The organism is Pseudoalteromonas sp. MT33b (assembly GCF_014117385.1).
Lineage (GTDB): Bacteria > Pseudomonadota > Gammaproteobacteria > Enterobacterales > Alteromonadaceae > Pseudoalteromonas > Pseudoalteromonas lipolytica.
In genome coordinates this window covers 447,590-472,986 of sequence record NZ_CP059831.1, presented here as the reverse complement: position 1 = coordinate 472,986, position 25,397 = coordinate 447,590, and the positions used below count along the sequence as shown (strand labels likewise).

26 protein-coding genes and 1 other RNA gene are annotated in these 25,397 nt (G+C 42.8%); 12 read left to right on the top strand and 15 right to left on the bottom strand.

From position 1 onward, the window contains the following. Nucleotides 1-2: 2 nt before the first annotated feature. The 3 genes from H3302_RS02295 (at nucleotide 3) to H3302_RS02285 (ending at nucleotide 1,374) form a co-directional block, all read left to right on the top strand. Nucleotides 3-449: a hypothetical protein gene (locus H3302_RS02295; protein WP_075594465.1), complete on the top strand. Its 447-nt coding sequence runs from the start codon at nucleotides 3-5 to the stop codon at nucleotides 447-449. After that, nucleotides 446-706 carry a hypothetical protein gene (locus tag H3302_RS02290; RefSeq protein ID WP_371915648.1) on the top strand — a complete coding sequence of 87 codons (261 nt, stop codon included), beginning with the start codon at nucleotides 446-448 and terminating at the stop codon, nucleotides 704-706. The genes H3302_RS02295 and H3302_RS02290 overlap by 4 nt, the downstream gene beginning before the upstream one ends. A 92-nt stretch (nucleotides 707-798) precedes the next feature. Then, nucleotides 799-1,374, top strand: a complete 576-nt coding sequence (locus tag H3302_RS02285; RefSeq protein ID WP_075594466.1) for an AAA family ATPase — start codon at nucleotides 799-801, stop codon at nucleotides 1,372-1,374. Between the two features lie 28 nt (nucleotides 1,375-1,402). Here the strand turns inward: H3302_RS02285 and H3302_RS02280 are convergent, their stop codons facing one another. The 3 genes from H3302_RS02280 to H3302_RS02270 all read right to left on the bottom strand — a co-directional run bounded on the left by H3302_RS02280 (nucleotide 1,403) and on the right by H3302_RS02270 (nucleotide 4,283). After that, the gene (locus H3302_RS02280) at nucleotides 1,403-2,380 is read right to left on the bottom strand and encodes a glutathione S-transferase family protein (protein ID WP_182396097.1); all 978 of its coding nucleotides are present in this window, start codon (nucleotides 2,378-2,380) and stop codon (nucleotides 1,403-1,405) included. A 9-nt stretch (nucleotides 2,381-2,389) separates the two neighbouring features. Further along, nucleotides 2,390-3,232, bottom strand: coding sequence for a pirin family protein (locus H3302_RS02275; protein ID WP_036971229.1), 843 nt, complete (start codon nucleotides 3,230-3,232; stop codon nucleotides 2,390-2,392). An 82-nt stretch (nucleotides 3,233-3,314) separates the two neighbouring features. Next, nucleotides 3,315-4,283: a YihY/virulence factor BrkB family protein gene (locus tag H3302_RS02270; RefSeq protein WP_075594467.1), complete on the bottom strand. Its 969-nt coding sequence runs from the start codon at nucleotides 4,281-4,283 to the stop codon at nucleotides 3,315-3,317. A gap of 122 nt (nucleotides 4,284-4,405) precedes the next feature. Here H3302_RS02270 and H3302_RS02265 point away from each other — a divergent pair, with 122 nt between their 5' ends. Then, nucleotides 4,406-5,479 carry a mechanosensitive ion channel family protein gene (locus H3302_RS02265; RefSeq protein ID WP_036971234.1) on the top strand — a complete coding sequence of 358 codons (1,074 nt, stop codon included), beginning with the start codon at nucleotides 4,406-4,408 and terminating at the stop codon, nucleotides 5,477-5,479. A 182-nt stretch (nucleotides 5,480-5,661) separates the two neighbouring features. Beyond that, nucleotides 5,662-7,122 (top strand): Gfo/Idh/MocA family protein, encoded by a 1,461-nt coding sequence (locus H3302_RS02260; protein WP_074988818.1) that lies wholly within the window; start codon nucleotides 5,662-5,664, stop codon nucleotides 7,120-7,122. Nucleotides 7,123-7,252: 130 nt separating this feature from the next. Here H3302_RS02260 and H3302_RS02255 read toward each other — a convergent pair whose 3' ends face one another. The 4 genes from H3302_RS02255 to rsmI form a co-directional block, all read right to left on the bottom strand. Then, nucleotides 7,253-9,937 (bottom strand): M14 family metallopeptidase, encoded by a 2,685-nt coding sequence (locus H3302_RS02255; RefSeq protein WP_065978174.1) that lies wholly within the window; start codon nucleotides 9,935-9,937, stop codon nucleotides 7,253-7,255. Nucleotides 9,938-10,108: 171 nt separating this feature from the next. Further along, nucleotides 10,109-10,351 (bottom strand): YdcH family protein, encoded by a 243-nt coding sequence (locus H3302_RS02250; protein WP_036971241.1) that lies wholly within the window; start codon nucleotides 10,349-10,351, stop codon nucleotides 10,109-10,111. A 185-nt stretch (nucleotides 10,352-10,536) separates the two neighbouring features. Next, an RNA gene (rnpB, locus tag H3302_RS02245) (RNase P RNA component class A) lies at nucleotides 10,537-10,902 on the bottom strand. A 42-nt stretch (nucleotides 10,903-10,944) separates the two neighbouring features. Then, nucleotides 10,945-11,802 carry a 16S rRNA (cytidine(1402)-2'-O)-methyltransferase gene (gene rsmI / locus H3302_RS02240; RefSeq protein WP_036971244.1) on the bottom strand — a complete coding sequence of 286 codons (858 nt, stop codon included), beginning with the start codon at nucleotides 11,800-11,802 and terminating at the stop codon, nucleotides 10,945-10,947. 61 nt (nucleotides 11,803-11,863) lie between these two features. On the opposite strand from rsmI, the gene H3302_RS02235 reads away from it, so the two are divergent. The 4 genes from H3302_RS02235 to dolP are packed head-to-tail and all read left to right on the top strand — an operon-like array spanning nucleotide 11,864 to nucleotide 15,323. Beyond that, nucleotides 11,864-13,741, top strand: coding sequence for a penicillin-binding protein activator (locus tag H3302_RS02235; RefSeq protein ID WP_065978175.1), 1,878 nt, complete (start codon nucleotides 11,864-11,866; stop codon nucleotides 13,739-13,741). A gap of 25 nt (nucleotides 13,742-13,766) precedes the next feature. Next, complete coding sequence (locus tag H3302_RS02230) at nucleotides 13,767-14,138, top strand: YraN family protein (protein WP_036971250.1); 372 nt, start codon at nucleotides 13,767-13,769, stop codon at nucleotides 14,136-14,138. A gap of 31 nt (nucleotides 14,139-14,169) precedes the next feature. Beyond that, on the top strand, nucleotides 14,170-14,757 hold the full coding sequence (locus H3302_RS02225) for an SIS domain-containing protein (protein ID WP_036971252.1): 588 nt from the start codon (nucleotides 14,170-14,172) through the stop codon (nucleotides 14,755-14,757). Further along, the gene (dolP, locus tag H3302_RS02220; protein WP_036971254.1) at nucleotides 14,757-15,323 is read left to right on the top strand and encodes a division/outer membrane stress-associated lipid-binding lipoprotein; all 567 of its coding nucleotides are present in this window, start codon (nucleotides 14,757-14,759) and stop codon (nucleotides 15,321-15,323) included. Before H3302_RS02225 ends, dolP begins: the two co-directional genes overlap by 1 nt. 68 nt (nucleotides 15,324-15,391) lie before the next feature. Here dolP and H3302_RS02215 read toward each other — a convergent pair whose 3' ends face one another. From H3302_RS02215 to zapE, 8 genes are all read right to left on the bottom strand, one after another. Next, nucleotides 15,392-15,832: a ClpXP protease specificity-enhancing factor gene (locus H3302_RS02215; RefSeq protein WP_036971255.1), complete on the bottom strand. Its 441-nt coding sequence runs from the start codon at nucleotides 15,830-15,832 to the stop codon at nucleotides 15,392-15,394. Continuing rightward, a complete protein-coding gene (gene sspA / locus H3302_RS02210) occupies nucleotides 15,832-16,458 on the bottom strand; it encodes a stringent starvation protein SspA (protein ID WP_036971257.1) in 627 nt (208 codons plus the stop codon). The genes H3302_RS02215 and sspA overlap by 1 nt, the downstream gene beginning before the upstream one ends. A gap of 79 nt (nucleotides 16,459-16,537) precedes the next feature. Next, complete coding sequence (locus tag H3302_RS02205) at nucleotides 16,538-17,275, bottom strand: cytochrome c1 (protein WP_036971260.1); 738 nt, start codon at nucleotides 17,273-17,275, stop codon at nucleotides 16,538-16,540. Continuing rightward, a complete protein-coding gene (locus tag H3302_RS02200; RefSeq protein WP_036971263.1) occupies nucleotides 17,272-18,537 on the bottom strand; it encodes a cytochrome b N-terminal domain-containing protein in 1,266 nt (421 codons plus the stop codon). The genes H3302_RS02205 and H3302_RS02200 overlap by 4 nt, the downstream gene beginning before the upstream one ends. Continuing rightward, nucleotides 18,537-19,127, bottom strand: coding sequence for a ubiquinol-cytochrome c reductase iron-sulfur subunit (gene petA, locus H3302_RS02195; protein WP_036971266.1), 591 nt, complete (start codon nucleotides 19,125-19,127; stop codon nucleotides 18,537-18,539). Before petA ends, H3302_RS02200 begins: the two co-directional genes overlap by 1 nt. Nucleotides 19,128-19,817: 690 nt before the next feature. Next, the gene (gene rpsI / locus H3302_RS02190) at nucleotides 19,818-20,210 is read right to left on the bottom strand and encodes a 30S ribosomal protein S9 (RefSeq protein ID WP_095209788.1); all 393 of its coding nucleotides are present in this window, start codon (nucleotides 20,208-20,210) and stop codon (nucleotides 19,818-19,820) included. A gap of 8 nt (nucleotides 20,211-20,218) precedes the next feature. Beyond that, nucleotides 20,219-20,647 carry a 50S ribosomal protein L13 gene (gene rplM / locus H3302_RS02185; RefSeq protein WP_036971273.1) on the bottom strand — a complete coding sequence of 143 codons (429 nt, stop codon included), beginning with the start codon at nucleotides 20,645-20,647 and terminating at the stop codon, nucleotides 20,219-20,221. Nucleotides 20,648-20,979: 332 nt separating this feature from the next. After that, nucleotides 20,980-22,068: a cell division protein ZapE gene (zapE, locus tag H3302_RS02180; protein ID WP_036971276.1), complete on the bottom strand. Its 1,089-nt coding sequence runs from the start codon at nucleotides 22,066-22,068 to the stop codon at nucleotides 20,980-20,982. A 177-nt stretch (nucleotides 22,069-22,245) separates the two neighbouring features. Between zapE and H3302_RS02175 the strand changes: the two genes are divergently transcribed. From H3302_RS02175 to H3302_RS02165, 3 genes are all read left to right on the top strand, one after another. After that, nucleotides 22,246-22,689, top strand: a complete 444-nt coding sequence (locus H3302_RS02175; RefSeq protein WP_036971279.1) for a YhcB family protein — start codon at nucleotides 22,246-22,248, stop codon at nucleotides 22,687-22,689. Nucleotides 22,690-22,812: 123 nt separating this feature from the next. Then, a complete protein-coding gene (locus H3302_RS02170; RefSeq protein ID WP_074989677.1) occupies nucleotides 22,813-24,165 on the top strand; it encodes a Do family serine endopeptidase in 1,353 nt (450 codons plus the stop codon). A 98-nt stretch (nucleotides 24,166-24,263) separates the two neighbouring features. Then, nucleotides 24,264-25,346, top strand: a complete 1,083-nt coding sequence (locus tag H3302_RS02165; RefSeq protein ID WP_036971284.1) for a trypsin-like peptidase domain-containing protein — start codon at nucleotides 24,264-24,266, stop codon at nucleotides 25,344-25,346. Nucleotides 25,347-25,397: the final 51 nt, after the last annotated feature.

Sequence of the window (25,397 nt, the reverse complement as noted above, 5' to 3'; positions counted from 1 at the left end):
TTATGTCGCACTCTCACCCTACTGATGAGAAAACGCAAGAAACCACTGATCAGCAACTCCATGCTGATCAGTGGCAAGATCATCTTGCCAAACTCACTGACTACACTAAACAGCTTTACGTTGATTACCGTCAACAAATGGGGATCTGCAAAGATTTAGCTGCTGCTGAATGGCGTTTGTCAATGCGTTCACTGGCACTCACCATAATATTGATCGTCTGTTTTGCTGGGGGATTGGTGTTACTTTGGGCTGGACTATTAGCATCCATCGGTCTTGCTATATTTAGTCTAAGTGAATCAATTTGGCTGTCAGCGGTGTCGCTGTTTACCATGCAAATACTTTGCTTAATTTGGCTGTGGAAAAATATTGGTTATATCAGCAGCAAAATTGGCTTTGATAAAACCATAACAAGTATTCGACAGTTACTAAACCTCAATAAGGAAAAATGATGTTTATTGATTACTTCATAAAAAAACCGCAGAAAAAGGTTAATAACTTAAGCCAGCAAATGGATTTACTCGATGAATTGAAACGCCAACATCACCAAGCATTTAATTATCGCTTAAAGCGATTCGCCGTTACTAAAGTCGGGCTTGCGAGTGCCTTTTCGGCGGGTGTAGGTTATGGGGCTTTAAAAAATGATGATCATCAGCATGGAAAGCTTAAACAACTCAGTCAATTTAGCTGGCTGTTACGACTGTTGTGATCTTTATCACAAAAAATACGCTTTTTACTTCTCATTTGTTAGTCTTTTCTTTACCGTGTAAATAAGTTTTGCGTGTTAACAGGATAACCTAATTGAAAAAACGGATTGTATTAACCGGTGGCCCCGGTGGCGGTAAAACAACAGCAATCGACTTATTACGACGCGAGTTCTCGAAACAAATTGTGGTAGTGCCTGAATCGGCAACCATGTTATTTGGCGGCGGAATAGAACGGGGTAATGCCCCTCACCTTGTAAAAGCTCACCAGCAAGCTATCTTCAGCTTACAGAAACACCTTGAACATATTCAACGTACTATACACCCTGATCGTTTAATGCTGTGCGATCGTGGTAGCTTAGATGGTCTCGCATATTGGCCAGGTGATCAGGCGGAGTTTTTTCAATGCTTAGGGACCGATCTTCACACTGAACTTAATCAATATGATGCTGTGATTTTTTTTGAAACCGCGGCCAAGTCAGGGCAAAGTATCCACAGTAACAACCCTGTTCGTAACGAGTCTGACCAGCAAGCAATTTTGCTAGATGATAAATTACAAGCAGTATGGTCACAGCACCCGCATTTTAATCTCGTAAAAAGCGCTGAGTCGTTTATTCAAAAAGTCATGTTTGGTATCGACACTATTCGCGACGTAATGAAAGGGTATCAGTAGCAGCTCACATGAGCTGCTACTCTGAGTACTATAATTGGTCACGATTGTGCGCTCGGCCATAGTCTATATCGGGTCCTTTTGGCACCACTTGCGTCGGATTTATCATCGTATGGCTGAAGTAATAGTGACGTTTTATGTGGTAAAAATCGACCGTCTCACTCACCTTTTCAATTTGGTATAACTCGCGTAAATAATGACTAATTGCAGGGTAACTTTCGATGGTGCGTAAATTACATTTAAAATGACCCACATAAACACTGTCAAAGCGAATTAAGGTCGTGAATAAACGCCAATCAGCCTCTGTGAGTGTGTCGCCCACTAAGTAGCGATTATGAGTCAAACGCTGTTCTATTTTATCAAGAGCGGCAAACAAATTATCAAACGCTTCGGTGTACGCTTCTTGCGTTGTTGCAAAGCCTGCACGGTACACACCGTTATTGATATTGTGATAAACAAACTCGTTTATTTCATCAATTTCAGTACGTAGCGCTGCAGGGTAAAAATCGCGTTCATTGTTAGTAAGTTCATTGAATGCACTATTAAACATCCGAATAATCTCTGCAGACTCATTACTGACAATGCGCTGGGTCTGTTTATCCCAAAGTACAGGTACCGTCACTCTGCCAGAATAATCAGCTTTGTTACGTGTATAAATTTGATGCATATAGTCGCTATCAAATAAAGCATCACCTGTGCTGTGATTATCTTTATCGAATGTCCACCCATGCTCTAGCATGTCAGGACTCACAACCGAGACACTAATGTAGTCTTCAAGGCCTTTTAAATGGCGAAAAATCAGCGTGCGATGAGCCCATGGGCACGCTAATGAAACATACAAGTGATACCGACCTTTCTCAGCCTTGAATCCCCCATCGCCACTTGCCCCTTTGCTACCATCAGCCGTTACCCAGTTACGCAACTGCGCTGATTCACGCTTAAATTCACCTTGGTTGTTGTCTGTGTCGTACCATTTATCTTGCCATTGGCCGTTTACAAGTAATCCCACGATAACCTCCTAGAGTGTGCCAAATTTACCTTGTTGATAATCTCGTACAGCCTGATGTAACTCTGCTTGCGTCGTCATAACAAAAGGTCCCATATGAGCAATCGGCTGCTTTAGTGGTTCGCCCGCAAGCACCAAGACACCCGCCCCCGTTTGCGAATTAAATTCAATGTCACTGCCAGGCTCTAAAATTAACAAGCTCCCCGCTTTAACAGGCCCTCCCTGTTCAGTATTAATTTCTCCCGTGTGTATATACAACATCACTTTAGTTTGCTTAAGAGGCGCGTGTTTAAATTCAGTGCCGGCAGGCAAAGTCACATCAGCTAACATGCCATTAGCGGCTAAATCTTGTAAGCTTGAAACCTGCTCTTCACTGGCAAACTGCCAACTACCTGCAAGCGCTTTTAACTCAACCCCTTGATCATTACGAGTCACCGGTGCGGGGGCTTCTGTTGTATCTTGGTAACGCGGTGCTCTGAGCTTTTCTGCACTTGGCATATTTAACCAGATTTGGAATCCATGCATGCCTTCTTTTGCATCTGCTAACGGCATTTCACTGTGGATCACACCAAAGCCAGTACTCATCCATTGCACATCACCTGCACGAATCGCTTTTTTGTTACCCATTTGATCTTGGTGCTCAAACCCTCCTTTAATAATATAAGTGAAGGTTTCAATGCCACGATGAGGGTGTGCAGGAAAGCCCCCCATAAAATCACTGTGATCGTCAGACTTAAGCTCATCGATCATTAAAAATGGATCTAAGTATTTTCCATCAAAGCCTGGGATACGGCTAATATTGACACCATCACCATCTTGAGTGGCATGGCTATTTAATTGTTGAATCACTTTCATAACGTTACTCCCGTAAATTATATGAAATGATTGTAGACGCCAATTTAACTAACAACCATGCGTAAAATTAGCGCCAATCGTTCTATTCAGAAGAATGTTTAGTCTGCTGTGTCATCAATGTATCTGCTACGGTTGCTCCGCGCTCTCCGACTTCTTTTTCGGGGCCGACAGTACTATCAATGACCGTTTGCTGTTCAGCACTGGCATTAATTGCCGCCCCAAAAATAATGATATAAGCACTGATATAAAGCCACATCAGCATAATAACCACGCCCCCTAAAGAGCCATAGGTTTCGTTATAACGTGCAAATTGCGAGACATAAAATGAAAAACCAACCGATGCCCCGATCCATAATACAGTCGCGAGCATTGAACCCGGTGTGATCCAACGCCACTTAGCGGGGTTTCGATGAGGTGCGTAGCGGTATAAAAATGCCAATGCACCGTTAAAAATGATTGCCAGCAGCGGCCAAGTTATCAGCGTGATCATTAAATCTATTAGCTCTGTTAGGCCAACCAGGTTAAGCACAATAGGTAAAATACCAATAATTAATAACGCCACGAGAGCGACGATTATAGCACCCAACGAAAATAAAAAACGGACCAGTAACGCCACAAAAAATTGCCGTTTGTTATGCTGATGGTATGTAATATTACAGGCCGTGATCAGCGCTTGGCAGCCCTTACTGCTACTCCAGACTGTTAACAATAAAGTGCCTATAGCACTCATACTCAAGACTTTTTGCGATTGCTGCGTCACTTCACTCACTTGCAGTAAAATAATATCGCGACTACTGGCAGGTAAAATTGCAATCACTTTAGATAACTGCTCATGAATGTCCGTTGGTGAAGCAAAATAGGCATAAATAGACACAATGGCAGCCAGTGCAGGAAAGATTGCTAGCAGTGCATAAAATGCGACACCTGCCGCAACAAACGATAAATTATCTTGTGATAAATTATGATATACCCGTTTGCTTATATCCCACCAACCCCGTAATGGAATTTCCAGCGGCGAGCGAGCCTGAAAACCGCGATTGCCATGAGACATATTCTTCCTCACTTTCTACTTAGCTTAAGGTGTCGTTGCAAACTACTTGCCACTAATAATGGCGTCTAACTTGCATTGAGCTACGCTTATAACTGCCCGGCTATAATCCATGGAGTGGTGCAATGAATTTTTATTTATATCTTACTAATCAAGTAACTAATTTAATCACACCCATACTATCAACCACGACGTCGACGCCAATTGAAAGCCTTACGTGGTACGATTTAAACTCACAAGTTACGCAGTTTTTACACACTGCTTGGCAAATGTTACCGGCTCTCACACTCGGTATTGTCGCCATTATTATTTGCTACTTACTGGCTCGCCCTTTGTCATATGTACTGATTAAACCACTGGGTTTTGTGAGTGAAAGTAAGCTTTTACATGTCGTTACACGGCGCTTTTTTAGCATCGTTATTATTTTGTTTGGGGTGTACTTATTTTTACGTCTTGCAGGGCTAACCAGTTTTGCCGTCGCTATCATGAGTGGTACAGGATTGGTGGGCTTGATCCTTGGCTTCGCATTTCGTGATATCGCCGAAAATTTTATCTCGAGTATGCTACTCAGCGTACAGCGACCGTTTCGGATTGACGATGTAATAGAAGTAGATGGCCGCTTAGGGGTAGTAAAAAAAGTCACAGCTCGCGCCACTACTTTGGTGGATTTTGATGGTAATCATATTCAAATACCGAATGCTACCGTCTATAAAAATGTCATTAAAAACCTTACTGCGAACCCCAAAATGCGCGGCCATTTTACAGTAGGCATTGGCTACGATAATGACATTCGCTATGCTCAGCAATTAGCCATGCAAGTCGTAAGTCAAAACCCTGCCGTTATTAATGATCCCCCCAGTCAGGTTCTCATTGAATCGCTTGGATCTGCCACGCTTAATTTAACCATTTATTTTTGGGTAAACAGCAGTGAACATAGCACGGTTAAAGTAGCATCTCAGCTAATGCGAATGTTAGTAAACACCTATTTAGCAGAAAAAATTAGTATGCCAGATGATGCTCGCGAACGAATTATTTTAAATACCGATGCCGAGCACACCAGTCATCACACCACTTCGCCCCCACAAACATCAAACACTCTCGACGACCATAGCTTGGATGATATAAGTAGTGATGCAGATGATATTCGTGAACAAGCCGATCAGTCTCGCGATCCTGAGCAAGGCAGTAATATTATTTAATACTTATCCTGTAAATTAAATACATCTATTACACCAAGATTGAACTGTGTTAGTTGTATATATTATTGCGGACATGCTGCAATTTTGATTACCTGTTAACTTTTGTAATTGTCTTTCAATTAAGATAAAAAGAAACAACTGAAACCCACTATTAAAATAATCTCAGTGATTTAGGTATCGTTATGACAATAGATAGACGACGTTTTTTAAAATCTGCCGCAGCTATTACCGCCGCGACAGTCGTGACTGGCTGTGCGAAAAGCCAACAAGGTGATAATCAAAGCACACCACTTGCGTCACAAGGTAAAAGCGTAATGGGCTTAGCTGTGCCTGCGATGGATGTGGTACGTGTTGGTTTTATTGGCGTTGGTCAACGTGGTAGCGGCCATGTAAAACACCTTTGCCACATTGAAGGTGTTGAAATTAAAGCTATCTGTGACACAGATCAGCTAATGCTCGAGAAATCAATTAACTATGTTGTTGAAAAAGGCTTACCTAAACCAACTGCTTACACGGGGTCTGATAAAGCCTATTTAGACATGCTGGCTCGCAATGACATCGACATCGTGATCATTTCAACACCTTGGCGTTGGCACACACCAATGAGTGTTGAAACCATGGAAAGTGGTAAACATGCCTTTGTTGAAGTACCCGCAGCAACCACTATGGAAGAGTGCTGGCAACTAGTAAACACTGCTGAGCGCACTCAAAAGAACTGCATGATGATGGAAAACGTTAACTACGGCCGTGACGAGTTAATGGTTCTAAACATGGTTCGTAAAGGCGTATTTGGCGAGTTACTGCATGGTGAAGCCGCTTATATTCATGACCTGCGTTGGCAAATGAAAGAAATTGACCGCAGTACCGGCTCGTGGCGTACTTACTGGCATACAAAAGTAAACGGTAACTTATACCCCACTCATGGCTTAGGCCCCGTTTCTCAATATATGAACATCAACCGGGGTGATCGCTTTGATTTCGTAACATCAGTCAGCTCACCTGCACTTGGCCGTGCAGCCTACGCAGAACGTGAATTTCCTGCAGGCCACGAACGTCGTTCACTGAAATTTACTGCTGGCGACATGAACACCAGCATTATTAAAACAGTGAAAGGCCGAAGCATTATGGTTCAGCACGACACCACAAGCCCACGCCCGTACAGCCGCCATAACCTAATTCAAGGTACTAATGGGACATTTGCAGGTTTTCCTAACCGCATTGCCCTAGAAGATGTACCACCAGCCATTGCAAAAATCTACCAGCAGCAATATGAAGCTGAAGTAGCAGCATGGGAAAGTGCGGGCTCACAAGGCCGTAAACCACATATGCAAAATTTCCATCGCTGGGATCACGATATGGAAAAATGGCGTGCAGAGTTTGATCATCCATTATGGCAACGTATGGGTGAAGAAGCCGTTCGCAACGGTGGTCACGGCGGCATGGATTTCATAATGTTATGGCGCATGATTTACTGCTTGCGTAACAATGAACCACTGGATCAAGATGTTTACGATGCTGCAGCCTGGTCATCTATCTTTCCACAAAGTATGGCATCGGTTGCAGACAGAAGTAACAGCAAAACGATACCAGACTTTACCCGTGGCGCTTGGCAAACAGGTAAGCCACTCGGGATTGTGTCTTAACACTTCCTCTCCATGGAACACTAAAAAGCCCGCCCTTTGCCCTGCGGGCTTTTTTATTTTAGATGTTGAGAGAAGCTTTAAACACGAAAAAGCCCGCAACTTGGCCGGGCATTTCGATTTGTTCTAAACCTTACTGAGCATGAGCTGCAGCACGGAAAATCGTGTTAGTGAGCAATACATTCATGCCTTCAAGGTAGGCGCGATACGTCGGTGATTGTGTAAAGCCTATCACCATGCCTTTACCTAGTGGTTGATGAACAAGGAGCGGCTTGTAAGCTAGCTGAGCTTTGTTTTGCTGCCACAAATAACCACTCGCCAGTACATCGTCTTTACCTGTGAACCACGCTAAGTTTTTGCCTGAGTTAAGTTTAATTGGCGTGTAAATATCATTACCGTAAGCCACCGCCACTAAATTTTTATCGACGCCTGCGGTTAACCAATGCTCTTGGTCTACTTCAACATTAGCAAGTACACCGGCTACATAGTCTGGCGAGGTGTGTGGTTCGATGCTCGCTGCTTTTAAATCATCACGAGAAGCGAATAACTGCCCTGCCACTTTACTGCTTTTATCATCGCTGCTGTCGGCTTTTTCTTCTCGGTAGGCTTGCTCGCGCTTAACATCTAATAAGCCGTAATCAGCATGGGTGGTAAAGCGGTTTGCATTACCGAGTGCAATCAACACGCCACCAGCTTCAACCCAGCTTTTTAAATTAGCCGCGCCCGATTTACCTAATGCTTGCTCGTAATTACCTTCCGGTAAAATCAACACTTGGTAATCACTTAAATCAGCCCATGCAAGCATTGGTGTACGAATAGCCGTTACCGGATAGCCGAGCTGTCTTTCTATAACAAAACGGGTGTTACCAGCGCTTAGCTCACTAGTAGGTACATCCCATGCAATCGCCACTTTTGGCGCCACCATTGGCACTGTTTTATTACTACCAAAACTGGGGCCATCAATCACCCAGCTTGAATCAACACCATCGACTATGGCACCTGTTTGCTCTGCAATTTGACTAATTTTAGTCAGTAAGTCTTTATCGTTTAAGCGCTTTTCAATCACTAAACTGCCCGCTGGGTAGTTAGTTTTATCACCTAATACAAATGCTTGGTCAGCACTTTTAAGCTTAACGCCTGCTTGCAGCGCTGCGGTTAAAAAGCGTGCAGCGGCCGTGTCGCCCCAAGCAACTATATAAGCCACTGAGGCTTCTGGGTTATTCACTTTACCAATCAGTGTGTCGTTAGCCTGAACCGCTTTACTGTCAGCGCTCACAGCCTTACTACAGCTATCGCTATCAACATTAAACATCATTGGCAGCGACCAGCCTGTGACATCATAAATTTCGTCGCCTAGGTTACGAGCACGGCGTCTTTCTTGTTCTTTCACAAAGGCTTCAGCCATATCAACTTGGTCTGTAAATGTAGTACGAACAAATACACCACGCGGCTGCGCTGTATCAATAAAGTAGCTACCCGCTTTGTATTTAACACCGCATGCTTTGAAATCTTCATTTGCTTGTTGAACTTCTACGCCGTGTTCAGCCATTAACGTCGCAAGTTTATGCGTTCCTTCACGGTTACTTTGGTTCGGTAAAATATACACACGTTCTTTACTCTTCTTACCTGAATCAATTGCATCAACTTGATATTGGTAAAAGTCATTAAGTAGCTTCTCACGTTGATTAGCTGCACCTTCGGCGGTAGAAATTGATGCCACAAACTGACGCTTCACTGTATTAAAATAAGTGAGAAGTTCACCGGTGTTTTTTTCAAAAACATGGCCGCGAGCAGAGCCTACTTCGTAGGTTGATGCTGACGCACCATAAAATACAGGCCAACTATCACCGTACCCAGGATAAAAAGCATCAAAAATTTCGCGGGTAAAATAATCAAAGCCAAACTCATCAAAATATTTAGCATGATTTTGGCCAATAGCATCCATATTGGCTATTTGCGTTTTTGTCATATGGGGATTGAATGGCTGAGCAGCCGGCGCAAAATAATATGATTGATCGCCGCCCATTTCATGAATATCAACCACTACTTGAGGTTTATATTTATTAATTGCAGCTACTCTACCCTTTGTTTCAGGCTGAGTAAGTGCTAACCAATCACGATTCATATCGAACAGATAATGATTAACTCGACCTCGAGGCCAAGGCTCATTATGCTCTGCACTTAAACGGTCTGCGCTGTGCTCTAATCCGACAGTGGCATAATAGCGAGAAACAAAGCGCTCACGACCATCAGGGTTTTGTAGGGGATCAATAAATACAACGGTGTTCTCTAATATTTTACTGTTAATGGTATCGTTCGGTGCCGCTAATAAATGGTAAGCGGTGAACAGTGCCGCATCGGTCGAGCTAATTTCATTACCGTGTACTGCATACTGCAGCCACACTGAAGTGGGTAAGTTTTTGATGAGTGACTTTGCATCTTTCGCAGATGTACTTCGTGGGTCTGCCAGCGATTGCGTGTTTTTTGCAAGGGTTTCTAATGAGCGAATATGCTCAGCGGTGCCAACAACCGCATAAACAAGCTCACGACCTTCCCAGCTGTTTGCATACTTAAAAACTTTAATACGCTCAGGAGCGGCTTGCTCAAGGGCTGTTAAATAACGACGCATATCGTTGTAATTAGTAATGCGCTCACCTACATCATAACCAAGAACCTGCTTAAATGTAGGTATATCCGTGTTGTAAACCGTGCCTGGCCACATAGTCTCTGTATTGTTGATACTTGCTGCGGCACTCAGGCTGACAGACATAGCCATAATACACAGTGAGACGGCTTTGATTGCTCCCTTCGCAAACATATAAATTCCACCCATTTAAAAAATCTGAATAAACAGTTACTAACATATAAAACTATTGAAAATAAGGGAATTAAAAGCGTTAGAAAGGTATAAATTAGGGTTAACTGGGAAATAACACCCCTTGTCAGCGAGAGTCATAAGAGCAAGGGGCATTAGGTGTCATTTTCTGTTTTATGCTTTCGCTTTTAAGAAATCATAAAGTTCGTCTTTCAGCGCAGCTCTTTGGTGTTTCTTTTCATGCATTTCACTGTCATCAATCGGAGAACTATTAAGCTCAAGCTCTCTAATTTCTTTATCCATGTCATCGTATCGTTGCATGGTATTTTTAAAATGGGCATCGCTTTTGGCAAGGTTGTGGATTAATTCATTAAACTCTGGGAATTCATTCAATAACGAGTGTTTTTCGCCTAGCATGGGCAGCTCCTTTGGCTAGAATTAAAGTTCAAATTCACTGTATCATTCTGTGAAACAGAGTCAACGTAGCAACCTTGTTCAAGATCAATAATGATGGCGATTAGGGAATGATTATACTTGGTTAAAAATTGCTTGTGATTTAGAAAGCAAAAAGCCCACAGTTTTCACTGTGGGCTTTCATTAATTTGGTGAGTCAGCCAGTAAGCCGGGTTCTGTCGTGGATAATCATTCGTCTAGGCCATAAATCGCTCTATGGCTCAAGCAACCTACCCGGTTCTCACGTGGGCCACGTGTTCATTATTTAAAATGATAGAACCCTATTTGGTCTTGCTCCGGGTGGAGTTTACCTTGCAACCAACTGTTACCAGTGGCCCGGTGCGCTCTTACCGCACCCTTTCACCCTTACCAACCGAAGTTGGCGGTCTCCTCTCTGCTGCACTTGTCGTAGGCTCGCGCCCCCCAGCCGTTAGCTGGCACCCTGCCCTGTGGAGCCCGGACTTTCCTCCCCCTGCGCATTTTCGTTGCAGGCAGCGATTATCTCGGCTGACTCGGCGCGCAGTATACCTGAGCATGCAGCCGAGTGCAGTAAAGAATTAGTCTTTTTCGTCAATAATTGCTTTATAAAGCGCGTTTTTCTTTAAACCGAAATACTCTGCAACCACGCCACAGGCTTTTTTAAGTGGCATTTCGGCTTCGAGTAAGCCAAGCATACGGCGGGCATCTTCTGGGATATCATCGCTTTGCTTCGCTTTACCCGGCAGCATTAATACTATTTCGCCGCGCTGCTTTGTTGGATCATTCGTTAAAAACTGCTTTAGCTCAGCAACGCTGCCATTGAAAAAAGTTTCGAATGTTTTGGTCAATTCTTTGGCAAATACCACCGGTTGGTCTGAGCCTAATGCGGCTTCTAAATCATCAAGGCTTGCCATGATGCGGTGGGTACTTTCGTACATAATGCTCGTGATACCTGAATTAACAGCCTCAATAAAAAAAGTTTGTCTGGCTTTACTTTTCGCAGGTGTAAAACCGATAAACTGAAAGCGGTCGGTCGGCAAACCAGAACAACACACTGCCGTAATGGCTGCACATGCACCAGGTACTGGTGTAACATGTGCACCTTGCTCACGACACAAGTTTACCACGGCATAACCCGGGTCACTGATCAGTGGCGTGCCCGCATCTGAAACCAACGCGATATTCATTCCTTGCTCTAGCCAATCGACGATTTGCTGGGCTTTTTGTTTTTCATTGTGATCATGCAAAGCAAAGGTTTTTGCTTTGATATTAAAGTGGCTTAGCAACTTTCCTGTGTGACGAGTATCTTCAGCGGCTATTAAGTCAACCTCAGATAGGGTTTGTATGGCACGCTGGCTGATGTCATCAAAGTTGCCAATTGGTGTGGCTACAATGTAAAGAGTGCCGATTTTATCTGAATTCTCCTCATTTAACATTGAGGTCTCCTGCGTCAGTCAGTAATATAAGCAAATCGCGTTAACGTATTGGGAAATCATTGTGCGACTTAAACTTGTTAGTCTATTAATTGTATTGTCGGGGTTATCGGCTTGTAGCACAACCGAAAAACCATCAAATACGGCAGAAAATCAGTCGGGGCAAGCAAACACAGCCCTATCACAACTAACCGATGCGCAATCAATGTACCAAGCAGCGTTAAATCGCCAAGGTGCCGATAAAATTCAATTACTTTATACCGCTCGCGATGCAGCAATTACTGAGCAGCGCTGGTCATTGCTTGAAACAATCTGTTTTGAGCTCGAGAGCACACCAAGCGTAGATCAAATTCAAAACAAGCTTTACATTGCTTTAGCACAAGAGAAACAAGGTAAAAGTGATCGCGCATTAGAGCAACTACAGTTGCTCGAATCACAACTCACCTTGCCAGAGCATAAAGCATGGCATCAATATTTAACGGCTCGCGTTTATGCATCACAAGGCATGCCTAAACAAGCAATGCCTTATTACTTTGCAGCATCAACCATTAGCAACGAAAATAATTTCACGGTTGCTGATTTAAATAAAGACTTATGGGCAAGCCTTACTCAACTATCTTCTTATGCGCTTGAGCGCTTTAATCGCGGCTCGGTGGTACAACAAGGTTGGGTTAATCTGGCGCTTTATCACCAAGTGTATTTAGGGGCGCCGGTTGAATTGCATCAAGCGATGAATAACTGGATGCGACGCTATCCAGGTCACCCTGCAGCAGAGATTTTACCTAAGAAAGTCACTGAGCTTGTGCAAGTTGAGCCTCTTAATGTCAATCGTTTAGCGGTGCTTATTCCACTATCAGGCGCTAACGAACGCTTAGGCGACGCATTAAAAGCGGGTGTACTTGCCGCACTTGATACTCATCCACTTGAACAAACACTGTTTATTGATGAATCACTTTCTGCCGCTGAAATCAGCTTAAAACTCAGTGAATTTAAAGCTGACTTTGTGATTGGCCCATTGCTTAAAAGTAATATTGAAAAGCTAAGCACAGCACAAACGCTGATTGATTACCCTGTTATGCATCTTAATAGTTTTGAGGGTGAGCGTATCTCACAGCAGCATTTTTTCTTTGCATTAAGCCCTGAACACGAAATACAACAAGCATTAGAGCGCTTTTTAACCGCTGGTTACCAAAAGCCAATGCTACTTGCTCCAAACAACAGTAACGGCCAGCGCCTCGTTGAGTACTTTAACCAACAATGGCAACGTTACAGTGAAGTGAAACCACAAGTTGGTTTTTACGCAGGTAAAGATGACATGCCAAAAACTATCACGGGCTTGTTAGAAGTGGACCAAAGTAAAGAGCGGATCCAAGTGGTTAAGTCGCTCTTTAAGCAAGAAGTCGAAAGTGAAACTCGCTCGCGTAGCGATATTGATGTTATTTATATTTTAGGTGATGCAACTGAAACTCGCCTCATCAAACCGTACTTAGATGTTAATGTAAGTACTTTCGCAGATCGTATTCCGCTATACGCAAGCTCTAAAAGCCATAGCAAACAAATAGACAGTACCGATAAAGGTGATCTAGAAGGGCTGTATTTTACTGAACTACCTTGGATGCTTGACGGTCAGATAAAGCAGCATAACTTGCGTCAGCAATACGAACGCTTATGGCCTGAAAATACAGATATAAGTCAGCGCTTATTTGCCATGGCATATGATGCAACCAGCCTATTAGGTGATGTTAAGCAACTAAGTATGATTCAAGGAAAACGTTTTGCTGGCATCAGTGGCGAATTAAGTATTGAAACGAATGGGTATGTTACCCGTACGTTAGATTGGGCGCAGTACAAAAACAAACAAATCATTGCCGTTGAATTAGCAACAGAGCAACCGATTCCGTTATTTATGCAATCGGCAACAGGGATTAATTCGGCTGATTAAGTAACGACAGCACAAGGATGAAAGCATGTCGTGGTTTAAACAATTGTGGCACAATAGCCGCGAAAAAGGCCTGTACTATGAACAACAGGCTGAGCAGTATTTAAAGCAATATGGCCTAACAGCCATTGGGCGTAATTATTTATGCCAATATGGTGAGCTTGATCTCATTATGCGCGAAGGGCAAACCTTGGTGTTTGTTGAAGTGAAATTTAGAAAAAACAAACTTCGCGGTGGTGCAAATTACGCGCTCAGTAAGCAAAAACAGCAACGGCTTAGACGAACGATCGCCCATTACCTTGCTGAAAAAAAATTATCAAATCAGGCTATGCGAATTGATTATGTTGCCATAACAGGTGAACTAAATAGCGAAATAAACTGGTTTAAAAATGTGTACTAACGCCGCTTGGCGTCGGCTTAATTGGTAGGTTATGCAAGATACAATAAAAAAGATTTTCACCGAGAATATTCAAGTTCAAATTGCGGCTGGCGAGGTGCTCCCAAGCGCCCTTGAATCAGCGGCATTTACCATTGCACAAAGCCTTATCAATGGTAATAAATTGTTATGCTGTGGTACCGCGAGTTGCCATATGCTTGCACAACATATGGCTGGTTTATTAATTAACTTTTACGAAACTGAGCGTCCGTGTCTACCTGCAGTAGCCTTGGCACAGGAGCAAGTTAACTTAGGTCCCAACAACAATATTGATGATCACGAAACCTTTGCAAGGCAAATCCGTGCTTTCGCACAACAAGGTGACTTACTGCTAGCTATCGCCGTCAATGGTAATGAAAAGCAAATAATTTCTGCCGTAGAAGCGGCGTTAACTCGCGATATGAAAGTGATTGTGTTAGTAGGTGACGATGGGGGTGAATTAGTTGGCTTGCTTGGCCCTAACGATGTTGAAATCCGCGTGCCATCAAAACGCCCTAGCCGCATTGTTGAATCTCATTTAGTGAACTTGCACTGCCTGAGCGAGCTTATCGATTTAACCTTATTCCCACAGGAAGAAAATTAATGTTTAAACAGTCTCTTATTGTACTTGGTACCATTTTATTGCTGCAAGGCTGTGCAGCTGCAGTTGTTGCTGGTACCGCAGGTGCTGTCACTGCGGCCAATGACCGTCGTACTATTGGCTCGCAAATTGACGATAATAATATCGAAATAAAAAGCTCTATCGCACTGAGTGAAAACGAGCGCATACATAAATACGCGAATGTGAATGTTGTGAGCGTTAATGGCATTGTGTTGATGATAGGCCAAGTCGCCAACCAAGAAATGAAAGACGAAGCGCAACGAGCAATCGAAGGTGTTGACGGTATTCGTAAAATTCATAATCAAATTCGCATCAGCTCAAATATAGGCATGAGTACGCAAACTCACGATTCGTGGTTAACCTCAAAAGTTAAAACGCAGCTTATTACCGCAGAGAACATCAGTGCCAATAACATTAAAGTTGTCACAGAGAATGGCGAGGTATTTTTAATGGGCTTAGTGAGCGATACGGAGGCTAATTTAGCGGTTGATGTTGCCCGTAACATCTCAGGTGTAGAGCGTGTCATTAAGGTGTTTGAGTATTTATAGTTAATCACTCAATATTCATTAATAAAAAACCCGCATTTAAGCGGGTTTTTTTTGAGCATTTGAAAAGGCTACTTGATCACTCGTAAGTGAGCACCCTTCTTTTTCTCAGGCTTAGCAGGTGGCTCATCATCTGGCGAAATATCGTCAGGCGTTTCAACACTTTCTAATACCGGAGCAAACTCTTCTTCGTCCTCGATGAATTCTTCTGCAGTAAATACAGTCCCTTCACCATTCTCACGTGCATAAATTGCGAGCACAGCTCCCATAGGCACATACACCTGCATTGGTTGACCACCAAAGCGCGCATTAAAGCTTAGCTGTTGGTTATCCATAGCAAAGTTTGTAACTGCCGATGGGCTAATGTTTAAGACAATTTGACCGTCTTGAACAAATTGCGTTGGTACTTGTACAGCAGGAAAATCAGCGTTCACAACAAGGTGCGGTGTACACTGATTATCAACAATCCAATCAAAGAAAGCGCGTAGTAAATAAGGACGATTTGGCGTCATTATAAACGGATCTCACGTTCTGCTTCAGTCAATGAAGCTTGGAAAGATTCACGCTCAAATAAACGCAGCATGTATTCTTTAAGTTCTTTAGCTCCCGAACCTGAAAGCTCAATGCCCAGTTCAGGTAAACGCCATAATAGCGGTGCTAAATAACAATCAACTAAGCTGAATTCTTCGCTCATGAAATAAGGCGCTTCAGAGAAGATTGGTGCAATTGCAAGTAATGCTTCAGTTAGCTCTTTACGTGCTTGTGCTGCTTCACTGCTACCGCTTGTGATTTTATTCGCTAAGCTGTACCAATCAGTATCAATACGGTGCATCATTAAGCGACTACGGCCACGCATAACCGGATAAACAGGCATTAGTGGAGGATGAGGAAAACGTTCATCAAGGTATTCCATGATGATGTTTGCCTGATATAAACCAAGCTCACGATCGATCAGTGTGGGTACTGTACCGTAAGGGTTAATTTCATGAAGTGCTTCTGGCAGGTTATCCTTTTCAGCCAGGTGAATGTCAACACTTACACCTTTTTCAGCAAGTACAATGCGTACTTGATGGCTATACATACAGTTAGCACCAGAAAACAGGGTCATTACAGGGCGCTTATTGGCAGCTACGGCCATGCCTACCTCCATTATATTACAAAAACAGCAATAGGGGCTTAAGCCCCTATCACAAAATTACCTTTCAAAACGTCCAGAATTAGTGAACATCTCTCCAGTATTCTTTCTTCAGCATGAATGCCAAGATAAATAGAATCACTAAGAAACCAATTACCTTAAGACCTAACGCTTCTGACTCTAAACGTGACGGTTCGCCTACGTAAGCTAAGAAGTTAGTTAAGTCACGAGCAGCACGATCGTACTCGTCGTCACTCATTTCACCTGTACCATCTGTTTCAGTGCCAACAACCTTAGTCACTGTGTGACCATGTTCCTCGACTTCTTCAGTGATAGGTGTCGGTAAACCTTGTAGTTCTTGAAGAACGTGCGGCATACCTACCGATGGGAAAACAATGTTGTTTACACCAAACGGGCGAGATTCATCTTTATAAAATGACTTCAGATACGTATAGATCCAGTCAGTACCACGAACTCGCGCTACAAGCGTTAAGTCCGGTGGCGCTGCGCCAAACCATTTAGCTGCGTCATCTTTCGCAATTGCATTCTTGATGTGGCTACCTACTTTTGAACCGTCAAAAATAAGTTGCTCTTGACCAATCTCAGTAGGAATACCGATATCGCGGAACGTACGCTCATAACGTTGATACTGCATTTGGTGACAACCAAGACAGTAGTTCATGAACAATTTAGCACCACGTTGCAAAGACGCATTGTCTTTTAGGTCAATGTTCGCGTCCATTAAAGGAACCGAAGGACCTGCTGCCATCGTCAACGTTGGCAACAATGCGAATAAACCGATAATTAGCTTTTTCATCATTTCGTCAACCTCGTTGGTAATGGCTTAGTTTTCTCGTTCTTGCTGTAAACAAATAACAATACGAAGAACATAAAGTATGTCACAGTCGTGATTTGCGATAACAACGTTTTGAAATCAGTTTGTGGTGTTGCACCAACCCAACCTAAGATAACAAACGTTACCACGAATTGAGCAATGTTTAACTTGTGTAAGCCACAACGATAACGAATAGAACGAACCGAACCACGGTCAATCCAAGGTAGTAACGCAAGCACTACGATAGATGCACCCATCGCGATAACACCAATTAGTTTATCTGGGATAGCGCGCAGAATCGCATAGAATGGCGTGAAGTACCAAACAGGGAAAATGTGCTCAGGTGTTTTCAGTGGGTTCGCTGCTTCGAAGTTTGGCGCTTCTAAGAAGAAACCATTCATCGCAGGCATAAAGAATACAACCCAACAGAATAAGATTAAGAAACCAACCACACCCACAATATCTTTAACTGTGTAGTAAGGGTGGAACGGAATTGCATCAACAATGTCTTTCTTGTTGGTGTAATACTCGTGGAATTTAAATTTAGGCTTATCTTCTTCAGCCACAGAGCCTTTCTTACGCTTAATTTCAACACCGTCTGGGTTGTTTGAACCCACTTCGTGTAACGCAACAATGTGTAAGAACACTAAGATAACGATAACTAAAGGAAGCGCGATTACGTGTAGTGCAAAGAAGCGGTTAAGCGTCGCACCCGAAATTACGTAGTCACCACGGATCCAAAGCGTTAAATCATCACCAATAACCGGAATCGCACCGAACAGTGAAATGATTACCTGCGCACCCCAGAACGACATTTGTCCCCAAGGTAGTAAGTAACCCATGAAAGCTTCAGCCATTAGCGCTAAGAAGATGAACATACCGAACAACCACAGTAACTCACGTGGTTTTTGGTAAGAACCGTAGATCATGCCACGGAACATGTGCAGATAAACAACGATAAAGAACGCTGATGCACCTGTCGAGTGTAGGTAACGAAGTAACCAACCGTATTCAACATCACGCATGATGTATTCTACTGATGCGAATGCACCTTCAGCTGATGGTACAAAGTTCATTGTTAACCAAATGCCTGTTACGATCTGGTTAACAAGCACTAACATAGCTAATGAGCCAAAGAAGTACCAGAAGTTAAAGTTTTTAGGTGCTGGATACTGTGCAATGTGCATGTTCCAAACACGAGTCATTGGAATACGATCGTCGATCCAACCAATAATTTTACCAAACATTACGCCGCTCCTTTTTCTTCACCGACTAAAATAGTCGTGTCATCAAGGAAGGTATACGGAGGAATCTCTAGATTCAATGGTGCAGGTACAGATTGGAATACACGACCCGCCATATCAAATTTAGAACCGTGACACGGACAGAAGAAACCATCATCTGTGCCTTCAACTTTCTCACCAAAGCCACCTTGTAAGAAGCTTGGTGAACAACCTAAGTGCGTACAAATACCAACAGCAACGAAAATTTCTGGACGTTGCGAACGGTATTCGTTCGTTGATGATTCAGGTTGTTGAGGCTCTTCAGACGCTGGATCACGAAGTTGACCTTCGTGAGCTTTCATCTGCTCAAGCATTTTTGGTGTACGATTGATAACCCAAACAGGTTTTCCTCGCCACTCAACACGAATTAATTGTCCTGGCTCAAGCTTGCTGATATCTACTTCTACAGGCGCACCCGCAGATTTAGCTCGCTCACTTGGATTCCAAGACGCAATAAAAGGAACAGCAGCCCCAGCCGCACCAACACCACCAACAACAGAGGTAGCTATGGTTAAAAAGCGACGTCGGCCATTGTCTACAGGCGCATTGCTCATCCACTTATCTCCACTATGATTCCCAACACTTGCCATATTGAGAACATCAGTTACAGCAGGTTAATTTTTAGAAATTTTAAAATAGACGCGATCATAATTAAAACCCTTGATTAAAACAAGGTTATTCACAGTCCCATGCTCGAATAAACCCCATTTAATGAATTATTAATTTGGGTAAGCTCGAGTATGAAGCCGTTGGTTATGATAACGCATATAAAAAACAATATACTGACCAAGATCAACCTCACTAAGAGGAAACAGAAATCTGCATTAGCTGTTGTTGAACTCACTCACATTACTTGCCCCCCAATTGTAGCAAAAAAATTCATCAATTAACTGATGGATTTGAGCTTATTTTGCGAAATCGTGAAGTTTTTTTAATGTAATACGAAGGAATTGCCAAGACCGGTTAAATATCGAACGAAAAAAACGGACCATACGCAGGTTACAACTTTCTCTGTTTGATCCCTATTCACATCAGTAATCGTAAAATCGAGGAGTTAAAAGTAATTTTAGTGGTTAGTGGTTAGTGGTTAGTGGTTAGTGGTTAGTGGTTAGAACAAAATAAATCACTTTAACCTCAAACACGCTTTTTATGTGTGTGATCTAATTTCTAATTTCTAGAAGAAATAGCTAAAAACAAAAAACCCAGCCGAAGCTGGGTTTTTGAAATTCTGATAAACGTAAATATTAACGTTTTGAGAATTGTGGACGCTTACGAGCTTTCTTAAGACCCACTTTCTTACGTTCAACTTTACGCGCATCACGAGTAACGAAGCCTGCTTTACGAAGTGTAGGACGTAATGACTCGTCAAACTCCATAAGTGCACGAGTGATACCGTGACGGATAGCACCAGCTTGACCAGTAGTACCACCACCTGAAACAGTGATGTGTAAGTCAAACTTTTCAGTCATTTCAACGTGCTCTAATGCTTGACGAACAACCATGCGAGCAGTTTCACGACCGAAGTACTCTTCTAGAGAGCGCTTGTTAATTACGATGTTACCAGTGCCTGGGCGTAAGAATACGCGAGCACTTGAACTTTTACGACGACCTGTACCGTAGTATTGATTTGCCATGATAGTGCTCCTTAAATGTCTAGAACCTGAGGCTGTTGTGCAGCATGGTTGTGCTCAGTACCCGCGTAAACTTTAAGTTTACGGTACATAGCGCGGCCTAAAGGACCACGTGGCAACATGCCTTTAACAGCTTTTTCGATGATCATTTCAGGCTTTGCAGCTTGAAGCTTGTCGAAAGTAGTAGACTTAAGACCACCTGGGAAACCAGTATGTGAGTGGTACATTTTGTCTTTTGCTTTATTACCAGTAACAGTAACTTTCTCTGCGTTGATAACGATGATGTAATCACCAGTATCTACGTGAGGAGTGTACTCAGCTTTATGCTTACCGCGTAGGCGACGAGCGATTTCAGTAGCGATGCGACCTAAAGTTTTACCTTCAGCGTCAACTACGTACCAGTCACGTTTTACTGTTTCTGGCTTAGCAACAAACGTTTTCATTTATTAAAATCCAATGTTTTTTAATTTAAAACCACAGGTAATTATTTTTAATTACCGCTCTAAGTTGAATGCTTTAACCCCTTCGAGTTTAAGACTTTGCGCCATCAATTAGAGGCTAAACTAATATCTGGCAATAGAACGCAACGTGGCAGACGCGGGAGTATACCAGCACTTAAACCACATTGCTAGATGATGGTTGTTTTTTATTCTAAGAAATCAGAATGAATATTTACGCACTTAATGTGAGCAATGGCTTTTTTATCAACTTGTAAAGAAAGCGTCATCTCAAGTGGCTAATTTCTGAAAACTCACAATAAACAACTCAACAATGACTATGCTAAATGCTCTCGCGCTAAATATTCGAGCGACTGCATTTCTTGTAATCGGCTAATACAGCGCTTAAATTCAAAATTTAAGTTACCTTCACTGTAAAGTTCAGTGATCGGTTTTTCTGCAGAAATAATAAGCGTCACATTGCGCTCGTAAAACTCATCAACCAATGCAATAAAACGACGTGCGGCATCGTCATTTGCTTGTCCTAATGCTTTTACATTCGAGAGTATGACGGTGTTGTATAAACGGCTGATCTCCATATAGTCGACCTGACTACGGGCTGTTTCACACAACTCGCTAAAATCAAACATCACGATACAATCAGACACTTTACGGGTTTTTATCATGCGCCCTTCTATTTCAATAGCGGTATCTAAAATGCCGGGCTCAGGTGAAAGCTTATCAAAGTATTCAAATAAGTTTGCGTCTGCTTGCGCATCGAGCGGACTATGAAAAATTTCGGCCTGCTCTAAGGTCCGTAAACGGTAATCAACCCCTGAATCAACATTTACTATTTCAGTATTTGCTTTTACTAATTCAATTGCTGGTAAGAATCGCGCACGCTGCAAGCCATTTCTATATAGCTCATCTGGAACAATATTCGACGTTGCCACAAGCACAATACCGCGCTCGAACAAGGCTTCCATCAGGCCGCCTAGCAACATTGCATCCGTGATATCTTGTACAAAAAACTCATCGAAACAAATAATATCTGTCTCCGACTTAAAGATATCAGCAACGACGTTCAGTGGATTACTGGTGTTTTTTAACTTTTTAAGCTCATCATGTACACGGTGCATAAACCGGTGAAAGTGCACACGCATTTTACGCTCAGTAGGCAGTGCTTCGTAAAATGTATCAACCAAATAGGTCTTACCTCTACCAACACCGCCCCAAAAATAAAGCCCTTTTATAGCTGGCGTGCTATCTTTAGAAAAGAGCTTGGCAAACCATCCCTTGGCGGCTGGCTTGTCAGCAGTTAAGTCATCATAGAGTCTTTGCAAATGACGAACCGCATTTTCTTGCGCTGCATCATGTACGAAGTCTTCACGTTGTAAATCTTGTTGGTATTTCTGCCAAGGAGTCATAGGTCGTTACAATAAAACACAGTTAAATTTGCACAGTATATTAACACGCATCGTATCTCAGGGTATATTAGCCCGCAGTATGATTTCACAATCAAATTAAGCATATTTTAATAAAGATTGGACTATAAATGCTTTTAAGGCATAAGTTTTAGTTATTTTTCCCAAAGGGGTGGATTTATGGGCACAATTACCTGGGTAGGTATTTTAATCATCGTTGCAATCGCAGCATTCTTTATTGGTGCATTTGTAACCAAAAAGCAATTTAAACAAGACGAGCTAGAGCATCAAGTAGAACAAGCCAACAATGCACTTGAACAATATCGTCAAGACGTTGCCGATCACCTTGCCAGCACTGGCAAACTGGTTTCAAAAATGAAAGACAACTACGATCAATTGCTCAATCATGTTGAAGAAACAAATAAGTTACTCCTAACAGATAAAAAGCAGCACCCTAATGAGCCGTTTTTTTCAAAAGAAACCACGGAGCAATTACAACATTCATTACAAGACCGCCAAAGCGATCGCTCAAACGCAGAAGCGCAGCCTGCCGACTATGTAGTAGGTGAAACAGGTCTATTTGCTGGTTCAAATAAAGTTTCAGAACATTCTAAAGCCTCTTGATGAACTTTTTTTTGACCCCATAGTCTTTAGATATAACAGCTTTATATCTAAACGAAGAAAAGGGCTGCTTATGCAGCCCTTTTTAGTTTTTGCTTTATCTCTGAAGTGGAGTAAACCCAGACTATGAAAATGAAATTATCTGTTATTAGTGCTGCTATTTTATCTACTAGCTTATTGTTAACCCCTGCAATTTCAATGGCCAAACTTCCGGTGGCTGTCAATGGTCAACAACTGCCAACGCTCGCACCAATGCTTGAACAGATCACCCCAGGCGTCGTGAGTATTCAAGTATCAGGGTCTAAAGAAGTCCGCCGTAGAGCAACCCCTTTCGATGACTTTTTTGGTGTGCCGCGTGGGGGCAGTCAAAAGCGTCAATTTAGTGGTCTTGGTTCTGGTGTGATTATCGATGCCGATGAAGGTTATGTAGTGACCAATAATCACGTTGTTGAAGATGCCGAAAAAATGGTGGTCACGCTTGAAGATGGCCGTGAGTATGAAGCAACAAAAATTGGCAGTGACAAAGAGTCTGATATTGCCTTGTTACAAATCGATGCTGAGGATTTAACCGCTTTAAAAATTGCAGATTCAGATAAGCTTCGCGTCGGTGATTTTGCTGTCGCGATTGGTAACCCGTTTGGTTTAAGCCACACTGTAACCTCTGGGATCGTAAGTGCCCTTGGCCGCAGTGGTCTAAATATAGAGGGCTATGAAGATTTCATCCAAACCGATGCTGCGATTAACCAAGGTAACTCGGGAGGCGCGCTTGTTAATCTAAACGGCGAGTTAATCGGTATTAACACCGCAATTTTAGGTGCCTCTGGCGGTAACGTGGGAATTGGCTTTGCCATTCCATCAACAATGATGAAAAACCTTGTTGATCAAATTATTGAACACGGTGAAGTACGCCGCGGCTCACTCGGTATTTCAGGCCGTCCGTTGGATGCAGGGCTTGCAAAAGCGCAAAAGCTTGATGTTAAGCAAGGTGCCTATGTCATGCAGGTAATGGATGACACCGCAGCGAGTAAAGCGGGCATAAAAGCCGGAGATGTTATTATTAGTGTTGATGGTACTGAGATCAGTGGCTTCCACGAACTACGCAGTAAAATTGCGACCCTAGGTGAAGGCAAAAAAGTGAAGCTCGGTATCTATCGTGATGGCAAAGTGAAAATAGTAAATGTCACACTTGATGGCGCCGCGACTTCTGTTTCAGCAGGTGAAGAAACACACCCTGCATTCCAAGGCGCAACGCTTGAAAACACGCAAAAGAGCGATGGGAAAGGTGTTGAAGTTGCCTCAGTAGAAGCACGCTCACCTGCCGCACGTGTGGGCTTAGAAGAAGGTGATGTGATCATGCAAGTGAACCGCCAACGTGTTGAGAATATTCGTGACATGAATAAAATTATCGAAAACACGCAAGGTAACATCGTACTCGGTGTGAAACGCGGCAGAGAGCTTGTTTTTGTTCTGATCCAGTAAACTTAATTGATAAATCATGAAAAAATAACAGCGGTGCTTGCCGCTGTTATTTTTTTTGTGCCATCATTAGGGGATTGCTCACTGATAATAAGAATATTGTGCTAAAACTATTTAAATTTATTCTTCCACCACTTTTTACCGGATTAGGGATTGCTTTTTTGGTGGTGTTATTTAGCCCCAGTTTACGCAGCGCACTTTTTCCTAATGTAAACTTACCAGCCGCGATGTCGTCTGAGCATATGAGCTTTTCTAGCGCTGTGCAAAGAGCCGCTCCTTCGGTGGTGACCATCTTTTCTGAGAGCATTTCAAACCAACCGCGATACAAACGTCAAAACACGATTCAAGAGTTAGGATCTGGCGTGATCATGTCGCAAGATGGCTACATATTAACCAATTACCATGTAATCAATAATGCGGACCAAATTATTGTGATCTTAACCGATGGCCGTCGCTTTTACGACGTTCAACTAATTGGTTTTGATACCATAACTGATTTAGCCCTCCTAAAAATAAATTCTGATCATTTACCTGTGATCCCCGTCAACGATAACTTCAAGCCCCGAGTAGGCGATGTTGTGCTCGCAATTGGTAACCCACTCAATTTAGGTCAAACAATTACCCAAGGGATTATTAGCGCTACCGGCAAACAAAAAATCACCGACAGCCCCTACAATAACCTATTACAAATGGATGCGGCCATAAATGTGGGGAACTCAGGGGGAGCATTAGTTAACTCACGAGGCGACCTTGTGGGTATCACATCAGCGCAATTTAAAACCCGTGAAAACTTAGATATTCAAGGTATCTTCTTTGCTGTTCCCTACTCTCTTGCAAAAGATATTATGGAAAAGCTAATTAAACATGGCCGTGTCGTCCGTGGTTATCTAGGCTTTACTGGAACCGCTGTGGACAGCACCGGAAAAGATGTAAGCGACAGCTACACTCCAGTAACGGGTATGCGTATAAATAACCTAGATCCCCTTGGTCCTGCATGGCAAGCGGGTATAAAAGAGCAAGATATTGTCATTAAAATTGCCGGATTATCGGTTGCAAACCCACAGCAAGTGCTTGAGAAAATAGGCAATACAGAGCCGGGTAAAGAAATTGAATTTGAGCTGTACCGTGATGGCAAGATTCTAAAAATAATGGTCACCGTCGCAGAACTCGAAACCAAGTTATAGCAATAAAAAAGGCCTATATAATATAGGCCTTTTTTAAACAAGCAGTGCTGC

What these genes read in the sequence shown, in the direction of transcription:
- rsmI (WP_036971244.1), bottom strand. Translation starts at nt 11,802, where the DNA reads ATGTTAAATGAGGAGAATTCAGATAAAATCGGCACTCTTTACATTGTA.
- H3302_RS02265 (WP_036971234.1), top strand. Translation starts at nt 4,406, where the DNA reads ATGAATTTTTATTTATATCTTACTAATCAAGTAACTAATTTAATCACA.
- H3302_RS02295 (WP_075594465.1), top strand. Translation starts at nt 3, where the DNA reads ATGTCGCACTCTCACCCTACTGATGAGAAAACGCAAGAAACCACTGAT.
- H3302_RS02275 (WP_036971229.1), bottom strand. Translation starts at nt 3,232, where the DNA reads ATGAAAGTGATTCAACAATTAAATAGCCATGCCACTCAAGATGGTGAT.
- H3302_RS02250 (WP_036971241.1), bottom strand. Translation starts at nt 10,351, where the DNA reads ATGCTAGGCGAAAAACACTCGTTATTGAATGAATTCCCAGAGTTTAAT.
- H3302_RS02290 (WP_371915648.1), top strand. Translation starts at nt 446, where the DNA reads ATGATGTTTATTGATTACTTCATAAAAAAACCGCAGAAAAAGGTTAAT.
- dolP (WP_036971254.1), top strand. Translation starts at nt 14,757, where the DNA reads ATGTTTAAACAGTCTCTTATTGTACTTGGTACCATTTTATTGCTGCAA.
- petA (WP_036971266.1), bottom strand. Translation starts at nt 19,127, where the DNA reads ATGAGCAATGCGCCTGTAGACAATGGCCGACGTCGCTTTTTAACCATA.
- H3302_RS02225 (WP_036971252.1), top strand. Translation starts at nt 14,170, where the DNA reads ATGCAAGATACAATAAAAAAGATTTTCACCGAGAATATTCAAGTTCAA.
- zapE (WP_036971276.1), bottom strand. Translation starts at nt 22,068, where the DNA reads ATGACTCCTTGGCAGAAATACCAACAAGATTTACAACGTGAAGACTTC.
- rplM (WP_036971273.1), bottom strand. Translation starts at nt 20,647, where the DNA reads ATGAAAACGTTTGTTGCTAAGCCAGAAACAGTAAAACGTGACTGGTAC.
- H3302_RS02270 (WP_075594467.1), bottom strand. Translation starts at nt 4,283, where the DNA reads ATGTCTCATGGCAATCGCGGTTTTCAGGCTCGCTCGCCGCTGGAAATT.
- H3302_RS02260 (WP_074988818.1), top strand. Translation starts at nt 5,662, where the DNA reads ATGACAATAGATAGACGACGTTTTTTAAAATCTGCCGCAGCTATTACC.
- H3302_RS02255 (WP_065978174.1), bottom strand. Translation starts at nt 9,937, where the DNA reads ATGTTTGCGAAGGGAGCAATCAAAGCCGTCTCACTGTGTATTATGGCT.
- H3302_RS02205 (WP_036971260.1), bottom strand. Translation starts at nt 17,275, where the DNA reads ATGATGAAAAAGCTAATTATCGGTTTATTCGCATTGTTGCCAACGTTG.
- H3302_RS02170 (WP_074989677.1), top strand. Translation starts at nt 22,813, where the DNA reads ATGAAAATGAAATTATCTGTTATTAGTGCTGCTATTTTATCTACTAGC.
- H3302_RS02230 (WP_036971250.1), top strand. Translation starts at nt 13,767, where the DNA reads ATGTCGTGGTTTAAACAATTGTGGCACAATAGCCGCGAAAAAGGCCTG.
- H3302_RS02215 (WP_036971255.1), bottom strand. Translation starts at nt 15,832, where the DNA reads ATGACGCCAAATCGTCCTTATTTACTACGCGCTTTCTTTGATTGGATT.
- H3302_RS02175 (WP_036971279.1), top strand. Translation starts at nt 22,246, where the DNA reads ATGGGCACAATTACCTGGGTAGGTATTTTAATCATCGTTGCAATCGCA.
- H3302_RS02200 (WP_036971263.1), bottom strand. Translation starts at nt 18,537, where the DNA reads ATGTTTGGTAAAATTATTGGTTGGATCGACGATCGTATTCCAATGACT.
- sspA (WP_036971257.1), bottom strand. Translation starts at nt 16,458, where the DNA reads ATGGCCGTAGCTGCCAATAAGCGCCCTGTAATGACCCTGTTTTCTGGT.